At 69.0% G+C, this 12,204-nt stretch carries 12 protein-coding genes; 5 read left to right on the plus strand and 7 right to left on the minus strand.

Going from position 1 to position 12,204, the window contains the following annotated elements; translation table 11 throughout:
• Nucleotides 1-292 precede the first annotated feature (292 nt).
• A complete protein-coding gene (locus tag PKD89_RS12735; RefSeq protein ID WP_289010538.1) occupies nt 293-2,482 on the minus strand; it encodes an AMP-binding protein in 2,190 nt (729 codons plus the stop codon).
• A 27-nt stretch (nt 2,483-2,509) separates the two neighbouring features.
• On the minus strand, nt 2,510-3,064 hold the full coding sequence (locus tag PKD89_RS12740; RefSeq protein ID WP_289010539.1) for a CGNR zinc finger domain-containing protein: 555 nt from the start codon (nt 3,062-3,064) through the stop codon (nt 2,510-2,512).
• A 118-nt stretch (nt 3,065-3,182) separates the two neighbouring features.
• On the opposite strand from PKD89_RS12740, the gene PKD89_RS12745 reads away from it, so the two are divergent.
• From PKD89_RS12745 to PKD89_RS12755, 3 genes are all read left to right on the plus strand, one after another.
• Nucleotides 3,183-3,821 (plus strand): hypothetical protein, encoded by a 639-nt coding sequence (locus PKD89_RS12745; protein WP_289010540.1) that lies wholly within the window; start codon nt 3,183-3,185, stop codon nt 3,819-3,821.
• 81 nt (nt 3,822-3,902) lie between these two features.
• Nucleotides 3,903-5,372, plus strand: coding sequence for a site-specific DNA-methyltransferase (locus PKD89_RS12750; RefSeq protein ID WP_289010541.1), 1,470 nt, complete (start codon nt 3,903-3,905; stop codon nt 5,370-5,372).
• A gap of 29 nt (nt 5,373-5,401) precedes the next feature.
• Nucleotides 5,402-5,881 carry a DUF6328 family protein gene (locus PKD89_RS12755; RefSeq protein ID WP_289010542.1) on the plus strand — a complete coding sequence of 160 codons (480 nt, stop codon included), beginning with the start codon at nt 5,402-5,404 and terminating at the stop codon, nt 5,879-5,881.
• A gap of 9 nt (nt 5,882-5,890) precedes the next feature.
• Here the strand turns inward: PKD89_RS12755 and PKD89_RS12760 are convergent, their stop codons facing one another.
• From PKD89_RS12760 to panD, 5 genes are read right to left on the minus strand one after another with little or no spacing between them, the layout of a single operon-like run.
• Entirely contained in the window at nt 5,891-6,307 is a 417-nt protein-coding gene (locus tag PKD89_RS12760; RefSeq protein ID WP_287378276.1) for a nuclear transport factor 2 family protein, read from the minus strand.
• On the minus strand, nt 6,304-7,191 hold the full coding sequence (locus tag PKD89_RS12765; protein ID WP_287378274.1) for a TIGR03619 family F420-dependent LLM class oxidoreductase: 888 nt from the start codon (nt 7,189-7,191) through the stop codon (nt 6,304-6,306). Before PKD89_RS12765 ends, PKD89_RS12760 begins: the two co-directional genes overlap by 4 nt.
• A 25-nt stretch (nt 7,192-7,216) precedes the next feature.
• The gene (locus PKD89_RS12770; protein ID WP_287378272.1) at nt 7,217-8,449 is read right to left on the minus strand and encodes a pyridoxal phosphate-dependent aminotransferase; all 1,233 of its coding nucleotides are present in this window, start codon (nt 8,447-8,449) and stop codon (nt 7,217-7,219) included.
• Between the two features lie 34 nt (nt 8,450-8,483).
• Nucleotides 8,484-9,326, minus strand: a complete 843-nt coding sequence (locus tag PKD89_RS12775) for a TrmH family RNA methyltransferase (protein WP_289010543.1) — start codon at nt 9,324-9,326, stop codon at nt 8,484-8,486.
• 2 nt (nt 9,327-9,328) lie between these two features.
• On the minus strand, nt 9,329-9,727 hold the full coding sequence (gene panD / locus PKD89_RS12780; RefSeq protein WP_287378268.1) for an aspartate 1-decarboxylase: 399 nt from the start codon (nt 9,725-9,727) through the stop codon (nt 9,329-9,331).
• 122 nt (nt 9,728-9,849) lie between these two features.
• Between panD and PKD89_RS12785 the strand changes: the two genes are divergently transcribed.
• Both PKD89_RS12785 and PKD89_RS12790 read left to right on the plus strand, forming a co-directional pair.
• On the plus strand, nt 9,850-10,488 hold the full coding sequence (locus PKD89_RS12785; protein ID WP_289010544.1) for a TrmH family RNA methyltransferase: 639 nt from the start codon (nt 9,850-9,852) through the stop codon (nt 10,486-10,488).
• Nucleotides 10,489-10,558: 70 nt separating this feature from the next.
• A complete protein-coding gene (locus tag PKD89_RS12790) occupies nt 10,559-12,091 on the plus strand; it encodes a hypothetical protein (protein WP_289010545.1) in 1,533 nt (510 codons plus the stop codon).
• The last annotated feature ends 113 nt before the right edge of the window (nt 12,092-12,204 follow it).

Here is a 12,204-nt window from a genome sequence, read left to right on the forward strand (position 1 = left end):
GAGCGCCCCTGACACGCGACCAGGCGTGCGGCGAGGAATGGCCCGGTGACGCTGTTGGAGTCCGACGCGACCCGGCTCGGTAAGCCGGTCGCGATCACCCGACCGTCGGTCGGGAGCTGGGCGATCCACCGCGCTGCCGTACAGCGACCGCCGGCGGGAGGCCGGTGATCTCCTGCACCCGCGGCGCTCCCACCTGCGCCAGCAACCGCCGGGCAGAGGGGGCGACCGACTCAAAGTAGCGGCGCTGCGCCTCGATATGGCGCAACCCTGATCGACCCCACCAGGCCGGCCCTCAGCTTGTACGACGCCGCAAGGAGATGACGCCGTCGACCAGGGTTGCCTCCTGGCCGTTGGGCCCGGTCGCCTGACGCTCGGCGGTGTCGCAGCGCTGCACGTCCCAGTCGGTGGGGTCGACGTCGAGGTCGGCCAGGTCGTCGGCCGGCTCGGGCAGACCTGGCGCATCCTCGGACACCTCGGCCCACGGGGGGAACTCGGCATGGCTCACGATCAGCAGCGTGCCTCCGGGGGCCACTGCGCCGGCGGCTCGGCGCAGGATGTCGGTTCGGGCCAGCGCAACCGCCGAATGGAGGAACTGCGCCGACACCAGGTCGTAGGTGCCCTCGGGGAACGAGTCGCCCAGCTCGTGTCGTTGCCAGTCGATCCGGTCGGCCAGCCCTCGTGCGTCGGCCTGCGCCGCGCCGCGATCGAGGGCGGTCCGGGAGATGTCGACGGCGGTTACGTCCCAGCCCTGTTCAGCAAGCCACAGCGCATCGCCGCCCTCGCCGCATCCCAGGTCGAGCGCCCGCCCGGGCGTCAGCTCGGCGGCGTTTGCGGCCAGCACTGGGTTCACCTTGCCGCTCCACAGCTGGGGGCGTTCGAGATATTTGCCTTCCCAATACTCGGTAGGGCTCTCCGCATCGTCCCACCAGGGGGCGCGCAACGGCGCCTTGAGCAACTTGCCGGCGGCCGAGCGGGGCAGCGCGTCGTGGGTCTCGAAGCTGCGCGGGCACTTGTAGCCGGCCATCCGCTTCCGACACCACGCCACCGCCTCGGCCTCCGTCTCTTCGCTCCACCTCGAACCATCGGTGAGCGACACGGCTGCATGCACCGACTCGCCCATAGCGTCGTCCGGCACGGCGAACACGGCGACGTCGGCGATCGCCGGGTGGTCGGCCAGCACCGCCTCGATCTCGGCGGGGTAGATGTTGACCCCGCCCGACACGATCATGTCGATCGTGCGGCCTGAGAGATACAGGTACCCGTCCTCGTCCACCCAGCCGACGTCGCCCAGGGTGCCGAAGCCGTCGCGGTGCGCCGACGCCGTCTTCTCCGGCGCGTTGTGGTACTCGAAATCGCTACCGAGCAGGCTGCGGAACCACACCTGGCCGGGCTGGCCCTGGGGCACCGGCTCACCCCGGTCATCGAGCAGGGCCAGCTCGAAACTGGGCAGGGCCTTGCCGACGCTGCCCGGCCGCTCGAGCCACTCCTCGGCGGTGATCACCGAGATGAAGCCGCCCTCGGTGCCGCCGTAGTACTCGGTGACGATCGGCCCGACCGCCTCGATCATGTCCCGCTTCAACTGGGGCGGACAGGCGGCGGCGCCGTGGATGATCGAACGCAATGAGGCGCCGGAGAACGCCTCCCACCGGGTGCGGGGCAGCTCGATCAGCCGCATCATCTGCGTCGGCACCAGGTGGGTGTTGGTCACGTGATGCTCGTCGATCAACGCGAGCAACTCTCCGGCGTCGAAGCGGTGCTGGAGCACCACCGTGTCGCCACAGATCAGGGCGAAGTGGGCGAACACCCACTGGGCCGAGTGATAGATCGGCCCGCACACCAATTGCGTGCCGCCGTCGGCGGTCGAGAGTTCCATCGCCGGCGCCAGCGCATGGGCGATCAGCGCCAACACCTCCGGCGGGCCGCCGACTGCGCCGAGCGCGGAGCGGACGCCCTTGGGCCGGCCGGTGGTGCCCGACGTATAGAACATCGGGCCGCCCCGCTCGGCGTCGGCGATCTCGCCCGGTGCGCCCGAGGCAACCACCTGCTCGTACCCTTCGAAGCCGGTCGCATCGGAGGGCTCGACCCCGTCGACGACGACCCGAACCACGGGACGGTTGGAGCTCCCGTCCTCGCCCGCCGCGAGCGCCTCGACGACCACGTCGATCCACCGACGGTCGACGACGGTGGCCGCTGCGGCGGTGTCGCAGAGCACGTAGGTCACCTCGTCGGCCACCCAGTGCCAGTTGACCGGCACGAGCAGCCAGCCGCCGTGGGCGCAGGCGAGCGCCACCTCGATCGCCTCGGCCTGGTTGCCCAGCATCGACATCACGCAGTCGCCCGATGTCAGTCCCCGGTCGCGCAGCGCATGCACCAGCCGCTCGACCCGTTCGTTCAGCTGGCCCCAGGTGGTGGCACCACGGCTGTCGACGATCGCGTTTTCGTCGCGATGCTCCGCAACGATCTGATCCAACAGCACGGCCATGAGCTGCTCCCTTCCCCGTGGTGGACGCTACCTGGCGTTGGCGCGGCGACGGGCCCGATGGTCGGCGGTGTGGGTGCGGCTGGCGCAGCGGGGATCGGAACAGAACCGGCGCGACCGGTTGCGGGTGGTGTCATAGAACAGCCAGTCGCATCCCGAGGCGTCGCATTGGCCGAACCGGGCGGTGCCGCGCTCGCACACCTCCTGGGCCAGTGCCATGACGATGTCGGAGATCACCTGGTCGTCGAACGTCGCCGTGGTGGGAGTCCAGTGAATGTGGGCGGGCAGGCCGTCGTGCTCGGAGATCGACGGGGCGATCGGAAGCTCGGTGAGCTGCTCGTTGATGCGCTTGGACGCAGCGGTTGTCTCCAGCCGGTGGAGTTCGACGAGGAGGGGGGTGAGGTCGTTGAGGCGGGTGATCATGCGATAGATCGAGGCGGCCGAAGCGTCGGCGGCGCGGCTGAAACCGGCGTCGTCCAACGTGCGCCGAACGTCGGGGGCGCCGTCGGCCAGCGCGTTGGCCAGTTGGAAGGCGACCTCGATGGTCAGGCGGATCTCGGACTGGGTGGCTGAAGCGAGTTCCATGATGGGTGTCCCCGGGGAGATGGTCGACGTGAGGCGTGAACCCGTGGTAGACCCTGACGCTATTCTGAGGGCTAACCGTCGTTAGCACCTTACATCTTGACCCCTCCGAGAGGTATGTATGTCGCCCATCGTTTTGTCGTCCATGTTGGTCGTGGCCAACATCATGGGCGCCGGCATGATCGTGCCGCAGGTGGTGCGGCTCCGTCGGTATCGCAACACCCGGGGGATCTCGGCGTCGTGGATCGGGGTGGGCCTGGCGATGAACCTGTGGTGGGTGGCCTACGGCTTGGCCAGCGGGCTGTGGGGCATCATCCCGGTGTCGGCGGTGGCGTTCCTGCTCTACCTGGTGATGACGGCGCAGTACGCCGGGATCAACGGCACGACGTCGCTGCGCGGCTGCGTCACCGGGATGGTCGGCGTCGGCATCGTGCCCCTGCCGGCGCTGATCCTGGACGGATGGGCGACCGCCGGCGTGGTGGTCGGGCTGTGTTACGCCGTGCAGTTCGCACCGGCGGCGCTGACCGCGCTCCGCTCCGACCGGCTCGACGGCGTCTCGCCGACCACCTGGGCGATGGCCGGCACCGAGGCCGCCGTCTGGCTGGTCTACGGCGTCAACCAGGGCGACGCGGCGCTGGTGGTCGGCGGAGGAGGTGGGCTGACGGCTTCCCTCGTCATCCTCATACGCCTCGCCCGGCTCTCCACCCGTCAGCCGACCGTTGTCGACACCGACGCCGAGCTCCTCACGCTGGTCCCCTGAACTCGCTCGTGTGTTCGACCGATCCCCCACCGGGTACGATCCTCCGAACGCGCCGTGAGCAGTTCGCGTGAGGAGACAGCAATGAAGGAGCGGCGCCGGACGTCGACATCCAACTTCGGCTCGGGTGCCCGTGAGGCCCACGATGCGTCGGCCTTTTACGAGCGCTTCAGCACCCCCGAGCTGTCCGACGACGACACCGTGCTCGTCCCCGAGCCGGTGGCCGAGCCCTTCGTCTGCGGCGACGCCCGCAACATGGCCCAGGTGACGGACGGCTCGGTGGCCCTCGTCGTCACCTCGCCGCCGTACTTCGCCGGCAAGCAGTACGAGGAGGAGTTGGAGCGGGACGGTGTGCCCGCCTCGTACCTGGAATACCTCGACATGCTGCGCTCAGTGTTCGCCGAGTGCGTCCGCACCCTCGAGCCCGGAGGTCGCATCGCCGTCAACGTCGCCAACCTCGGTCGCAAGCCCTACCGCAGCCTGTCGGCCGACGTCATCGGCATCCTCTCCGAGCTCGGGCTGCTGCTGCGGGGCGAGCTGATCTGGCAGAAGGCGGAGGGCGCCACCGGTTCGTGCGCCTGGGGGTCGTTTCGCAGCGCCGCCAACCCGGTGCTGCGCGACATCACCGAGCGGGTGATCGTCGCCAGCAAGGGCCGCTTCAGCCGGGCCCGCACCGCCAGCCAGCGCGAGGCCGAAGGCCTGCCCTTCGAAAACACCCTGATGACCGAGGACTTCATGGCCCTTACCCTCGACGTGTGGAACATGCCAACCGAGAGTGCCAAGCGGGTGGGCCACCCGGCGCCGTTCCCGGTCGAGCTACCCGAGCAGCTCATCCGTTTGTACACCTACAAGAACGATCTGGTACTCGACCCGTTCCTGGGCAGCGGGTCGACCGCGGTCGCTGCGGCGGCGCTGGGCCGCCGCTATGTCGGCTACGACCTCGACCCGGCCTACGTTGAGATCGCCCGTAGTCGGGTCGCCGAGCTCGACGGGCAGGCAACGGAGCCGCCACCGACCTCGCCGCCACCCAAGACGGCCACCGCACCCGATGACCCTGCATCCGACAATTTTGCCCGGCGGGCCAGCCAGGAGGGCAAGGCGGCCGCAAAGCTGGCGGCCGAGGTGCTCGAGCGGGCCGGGTTTGAGGTGGTCGCCACCAACAAGCGGATCGCCAGGGCGGGGGTGAGCGTCAGCTTTGTCGTCGCCGATGCGGCCGGCGATGAGTGGTACGTCGACGTTCCCGGCGCCAACACCACCCACCGCGGCGGCCTGTTGCGCCACGACACGGTGTGGAAGACGCTCGGGCGCGCCCACGCCCTGAGGGGGGCGGTCCCCGGGGTTCCCCTGCTGCTGCTGGCCGCCAGCCTGCCCCGGCCCAAAAGCGAGGGCGATCGAGCGCTGCGGGGGGCCGGGCCGGCGGCCTTCTTCGACGCCATTTCGATGCTCGACGACGCCGGTCGGACCCGCCTTGCCCACTACGCAGCCGGTGGCGTCCGCCCAAAGGGACCGCTGCCCGGCTTCTGGACCGCAACGGAGCTGGCCCCGCCGGTTTGAGGCCTGCCCGTTCCGGGCACTCCCGACCGGTGAGCGATGCCGCAGCTGACAGCGATCCCGATCACGAGGTCGACGAGAAGTTCCGATCGCTCATGGAGGGCCTGCGAACCAGCCTGCCGGCGGTGCAGGTGCTGTTTGCCTTTTTGCTGATCGCCCCGTTTCAGCAGCGGTTCAACCGGCTCGACGCGCTCGAGCGCAACACCTTCAGCGTGGCATTTCTGTCCGCCGGGCTCAGCTCGGTGCTGCTGATCGCCCCGAGCATCCATCAGCGGGTTCGCGCGCCCATGACCGGCTTGCGGCGTCACTCGGACCATCACCTGCGCGTCACGATACGGGTGGCGCTGGCGGGCTCGGCGTTCATGGCGATCGCCATCCTGGCCACCATCTTCCTGGTCGCCAGCATCGTCTACTCGACGGTCCCGGCGGCGATCGTGACCGCGACGGTGGGGGTGGTGCTGCTCGGCACCTGGTTGTATCTGCCGCTCGTTGCGTTCCGTCGGTCCGACTAAACCGACCGGTCAGGCGGGTGCGGCCTCGAAGGCGATGGCGTTCGCCTCCCAGAACGCGCGCAGCGCCAGGATCCGGCCGTGATCGTCGACCCGGTACGTGTAGACGCCCTCGACGATCGCCCGGCTGCCGTCGGGCAGGGTGGTGGTGATCGTGCCCACGTTGGCCACCTCGCTACCGCAGGCATAGCTCTCACGGATATCGAAGTCGATCCGGTTCGGGCCGATGACCGTGTCGTAGAAGGCGGCGATGGCTTCGGGCCCGCGGTGGCCCGCGCCCTCGGGGTCGAACATCGAGGGCCCGATCGGATCCTCGACGACGGCGTTGTCGGCGAACAGCGCCAGCCAAGCGCTGCGGTCGCCTGCCGCCACGGCGGCCATCGAGGCCTGTGCCGCCGCCCGAGCGGGGTGTTCAAACGGCTCGCTCATCGCTTTGCCATCGGGGCGATCACCTCGTCGCCAAACCGGGCGACCGCCTCGTCCTGGGCCTTGGGATCCTCGGGGTCGTCGCCGTAGAAGTACCACGGCACGGTGATCACCTCGGTGACGCCCAGCGCCGCCAGCTCCTCCATCGCGTCGACGGTCGGGGCGACGATCGGCGTCAGCTTCACCTCGAAACGCTCCGCCGGCACCCGCACGTCATCGCCCAACTGCTCGCGCAGCTCGCCCAGCCGTCCGATGACCTCCCGCACGGCTGCGAGGTCGCCCTGTGCTCCGATCCAGCCGTCGCCCCGCAGCAGCGCCCGCCGCAGCCCAGCGTTGGAATGGCCCCCGATATGGATCGGGACGCTCGGCTCGGCGGCGGGGTCCATGCGCATCCGGTCAAAGTCGTAGAAGCGGCCGTGGTGTTCCACCCACCCGCCGGCCAGCACCTTGCGCATCACGTCGACCTGCTCGTCGAGTCGGACGCCGCGCGTCGACATGTCCTGGCCGAGCCAGGCGAACTCCTCGGGGATCCAGCTGAGCCCGACGCCGAGCTCGATCCGCCCGGGAAACATGGCAGCGGCCGAGCCGACCGTTTTTGCCATCAGCAGCGGATGGCGCAGCGCCAACTTGGTGACGTTGGTGCCCAGCATGAGGCGCTCCGTGGAGGCGGCGATGGCGGGGATCGCCACCCACGGATCGACCCAGTCGGCGTCGGAGGGCCAGAAGCGCTGGCCGTCGGCGCTGTAGGGGTACTTTGCCGACACCTCCTCCGGATAGAACACCGATTCGGGCATGGTCACCCCGTGCCAGCCAGCGGCCTCGGCCGCCTTGGACAGGGTCAGAATGCGGCCGGGCTGGGTCATGGCAAGGGCGAGGCTGAAGCGCACCGCGCCAGTCTGCCTCAGGCGTCGATCATCGTGCGCCGCGTCGCCTCCCGAGGAATCGTTCCAGGCGGCCCAGCGCGTCGATCAGCGTGTCCTCGGGCGGGAGGGTCACGATGCGAAAATGGTCGGGTGTGACCAGGTTGAACCCGGTGCCGTGCACCAACAGCACGCGTTCGGCCCGCAGAAAGTCGAGCACGAACTGCTCGTCGGACTCGATGCCGTACATCGCCGTGTCGATCCGGGGGAACAGGTACAGCGCCCCCTTGGGCATCGTGCACGATACGCCGGGGATCGACGTCAGCAGGTCGTGGGCCACGTTGCGCTGGCGGGCGAGCCTGCCACCCGGCGCAACGAGCGCTGCGATGCTCTGACGGCCGCCGAGCGCGGTCTGGATGACGTGCTGGGCGGGCACGTTGGCGCACAGTCGCATGTTGGCCAGCATGTCGATGCCCGACAGATAGTCCGTGGCCCGCTCGACCGGCCCCGAGATCGCCAGCCACCCGGATCGGTATCCCGCCACCCGGTACGCCTTGGACAGCCCGTTGAACGTCAGCGTCAACACGTCTGGGGCCATCGCTGCGGCCAGGGTGTGCTTGGCGTCGTCGTAGAGCACCTTGTCGTAGATCTCATCCGCGCACAGCACCAGCCCGTGGCGCGCCGCAATGTCGGCCAGGCCCCGCACCACCTCCTCCGGATACACCGCACCGGTCGGGTTGTTGGGGTTGATGACCACCAGGGCAACCGTGGACGAGGTGATCTTGGATTCGATGTCGGCCAGGTCGGGTGCCCAGTCGGCGCCCTCATCGCACACGTAGTGCACCGGGCGACCGCCCGACAGCGTCACCGCAGCGGTCCACAACGGGTAGTCGGGGGAGGGGATCAGCACCTCGTCGCCGTTGTTCAACAGCGCCGACATCGCCATGGCGATCAGCTCGGATACCCCGTTGCCCAGGTACACCCGGTCGACGTCGAAGCCGCCGAAGCCGCGTTCCTCGTAGTGCTGCACGATCGCTCGCCGGGCGGACAGGATGCCTTTGGAGTCGGAGTACCCCTGCGCATGGGGCAACTCGCGGATGTAGTCCTGTTGGATCTCGTCGGGGGCGTTGAACCCGAACGGGGCCGGGTTGCCGATGTTGAGCTTGAGGATGTGGTGGCCCTCATCCTCCAAGCGCTGGGCCTCGGCGAGGACGGGCCCGCGAATGTCGTAGAGCACGTCGGCCAGCTTGTCGGACTTCTTCCAGCGCAGGTTGGTGTGGGCCATCGCCACCATGCTGCCGGGGGAACGGTGCCCGCGGCTACTCCAATTTCCGCATCGACAGGCGATAGAGCGCGATCGCTGCGGTGGCCGCCACGTTGAGCGAGTCCGAACCGTCGGCGATCGGGATGCTCACCAGCTCGTCGCAGCCCGACCTGCCTTGCTCACCCAGGCCGGGACCCTCCGATCCGACGATCAGCACCGTCGGTTGGGCCGGGCGTTGCGCCAGGTCCTCCAGGGTGGTCGGCCCCTCGGGGGACAGGCCCACCCGGCGCCAGCCGGAGGCTCCCAGCCGTGCGAGGGCGTCGCCGTGTTGATCGCTCACCCACTTCAGCACGGCGCTGGCCCCCGACGACACCCGCACGCAGCGCCGATACAGCGGATCGGCCGTACCAGGCCCGACGATGACGCCGTCGACGCCGAGTGCCGAGGCGCTGCGAAAGATGGCACCGACGTGCTCGGTGTCGGTCAAAGCGTCGAGGTAGACGAGCAGCGCAGCGCCGTCGGCCAGCTCGGCGATGCTGAGCGGAGCCGGGCGCGCCACCACCGCCAGCACACCGCGGTGCACCGGGAATCCGGCCACCTGGGATGCCATCGCCTCGCTGACCACGTATCGCGGACCGGCGTACCCGGCCAGGTAGCTGCGCGCCGCCTCCACCCTGCGGTCGGTGAGCAGCACCGACAGCACCGGAGCGCCGACGGCGATCAGACGCTCGAGCACGTAGTGGCCCTCGGCGAGAAACCGGCCGTGCGGGGCGTCGGCCGCCACCGGCTCGCCCGCGCCGGAGGAACCGCTGCGCAGTGCCCGGTCGGTCAGGCGTCGATAAGGCGCCAAGCGGGGGTCGTCGGCATCGTCGACGCCGATCTCACTCGGCGGCCCCACCGTTAGTTGTTGGCGACGTTTTCGGGGACGGCGCCGGCGGGGTTGTCGTCGACGAGGATCACCTGGTTGTGGTCGCCGACATGCACGACCGTGGCCTCGTAGTTCTCGAGCTCGGCCTCGTCGTATTCGGCGTAGCTGATGATGATCACCTTGTCGCCGGTGTGCACCAGGCGAGCTGCCGCCCCGTTGAGACAGATCGTGCCCGAGCCACGCTCGCCCTCGATCACATAGGTCTCGAGCCGGGCCCCGTTGTCGATGTCGACGATGGCCACCTGCTCCCCGTTGAGCAGGTCGGCCAGCTCCATCAGCTCGACGTCGATCGTGACCGAACCCACGTAGTGCAGGTTGGCGTCGGTCACCGTGGCGCGATGGATCTTGGACTTGAGCATGCGACGGCGCACGGTGGTTCCTCCCGATGGTGGAAACTCAATGGTGGACGCCCGAAGCGGGTCGCCCCCTTGTCCAAACATTGTAGACGTTGGCGCAGTTGCATCCGGGCACGGGCACTCACCACGCTGTCGGCGTGGCCGACGCTGAACATCCCGACCCGGTCGAACGCGAGGTCGGCGTGGGCCCCCACCCGCAGCCGTGGCCGGAGGGGGAGTGGTTCGACCCTGAACTGCTGCGCTACGGCGACCGGCGCAATGTTGTCGATCGCTACCGCTACTGGCGCACCGGAGCGGTGCGCGCCGACCTGGACCGCAGCCGTCACCCGTTTCATGTGGCGATCGAGAACTGGCAGCACGACGCCAATATCGGCTCGATCGTGCGTACGGCCAACGCTTTTCTGGCCGCCGAGGTGCACATCGTCGGCCGCCGCCGCTGGAACCGTCGTGGGGCGATGATGACCGACCGCTACCAGCACGTGCGCCACCATGACGACGTAGGTGAGCTTCTCGTCTGGGCTCGCCGGCACGATCTGCCGGTGGTCGCCGTCGACAACACCCCATCGTCCAAACCGCTGGAATCGTTCGAGTTGCCCGAGCGGGTGGTGTTGCTCTTTGGCCAGGAGGGCCCAGGGCTCAGCGACGAGGCGGTTGCTGGCGCAACGGCGACGTATTCGATCGCCCAGTTCGGCTCGACCCGCTCGATCAACGCTTCGGTCGCCGCCGGCATTGCCATGCACGCCTGGATTCGGGCCCATGCCGGCGCAGCGGGCTGAGCATTCCATCAGCGCAGCACCCTCACGCCGAAGCGCCGGGTGGATGCCTACCTAGGATGACCGGTGATCTATGAGTGACCCGAACGCCCCGCAGGGCCCGCCCACAGGAGAGACGCCGCCCTTGGGTGGCTGGACGAGCGGGTCGCGGCCCGGCACAGAGCTTCCGGCCCGACCGCCGGTGGCGGCTTCGGCGGTTCCGCCCACCGAGGCACCCCCCGCCTGGGCGGCACCGACACCCGAGGGCGAACCCAGACGACCTTCGACCGGCGCCCTGATCGCAGCGCTTGCGGCAGTGGTTGCCGTCATCCTGCTCGCCGGGGGCCTGGCGATCGTGCTTGCCGACTCCAACGAGCAGGCCCGCATCGAGGCCCAGCCGCGCCGGAGCGCACCGACGACCACCTCGCCGCCGCCGAGCACCACCCCTCCGGGTGGGCTGGGTGAGGTGCTCGGCGGAGACGACCCTGGGGCGTCGCCGAGCACGACCCAGCCGGACACGACAGCGCCGACCACCAGCCCGCCGGCCAACGCCGATCCGAACGCCGAGGCCACCGTTGATGAGGTGGTCGCCTTCATCGAGAAGACGCGGGGGGCGAAGTTCACAACGCGCCCTGACGTCGAATTCAAGGCCGACGCCGAATTCGAAAAGGGCCTGCTGGCCGACTTCGACGAGCAGCGTGAGGACCTCGAGGACGCTCAGGTGCTCTACCACGCCCTCGGCTTGCTGCCGGCCGACGTCGACCTGGCCGAGACGATGAAGTCGGCGCTCGGCTTGGGGGTGGTGGGCTACTACGACCCGGAAACCAAGGAGATGGTGGTACGGGGTACCGAGATCACCCCGTACGTGCGCACCGTGTTGGCCCACGAGCTGACCCACGCCTTCGATGATCAGCGATACAACTTGGACCGCCCCAAGCTCGACGACGCCACCGACGAGACCGGATACGGGTTCACCGTGCTCACCGAGGGGTCGGCCAGCTACGTCGAGGACGCCTACCGGGAGCAGATGACGTCGTCCGAGCAGCAAGCGGCGTCCGCCGAAGAGATGCAGGTTGGGTTGGACCCGGCGATCTTCGACATCCCGATCGTCATCCTGTCGCTGCTGACGGCGCCCTACACCCAGGGATTGCCCCTGGTGGAGGCCATCGTCGACAACGGGAGCGTCCAGTCGATCGGCGACGCCTTCGCCGAGCCGCCGACCACGTCGGAAGAGGTGATGACCCCAGAGAAGTACCTCAAGAGCGAGGGCTCGGTCGAGGTGCCAAAGCCGAAGGCCGACGGCGAGGTGGTGGAGTCGGGCGTCTTCGGGCAGCTGGGATTCACTACGCTGCTGACCAACGGCCTCCGCCTCAACGACCCGGCGCCGGGCACCGAAGGCTGGGCCGGCGACAGCTTCGTGACCTGGCAGGACGACTCCGACCGTGCATGCGTGCGCATCGACTCCAAGCTGGACTCCGCCGACGATGCCAAGGAACTGAAGGACGGGCTTGATGACTGGGCCAAGAAGGCTCCGGTCGAAGCCCAGATACAAGCGAACGGTGACGAGCTGAAGCTGACCAGCTGCGCCACCGACGCCAGCTCGGGTGGCACTTCCTCCGGCTTGTAACTGCCACGAGGGGTTCGCTCATTCGAGTTGGCTGCCGTCGGGGCGGGTGGTGTGCCAGTTGCCGGTCGGGTCCCGCTGGATCCGGAAGCCCTTCTGTTTCCAGCGGTTGTGTT

This window comes from Candidatus Neomicrothrix sp. (assembly GCF_035329545.1).
Lineage (GTDB): Bacteria > Actinomycetota > Acidimicrobiia > Acidimicrobiales > Microtrichaceae > Microthrix > Microthrix subdominans.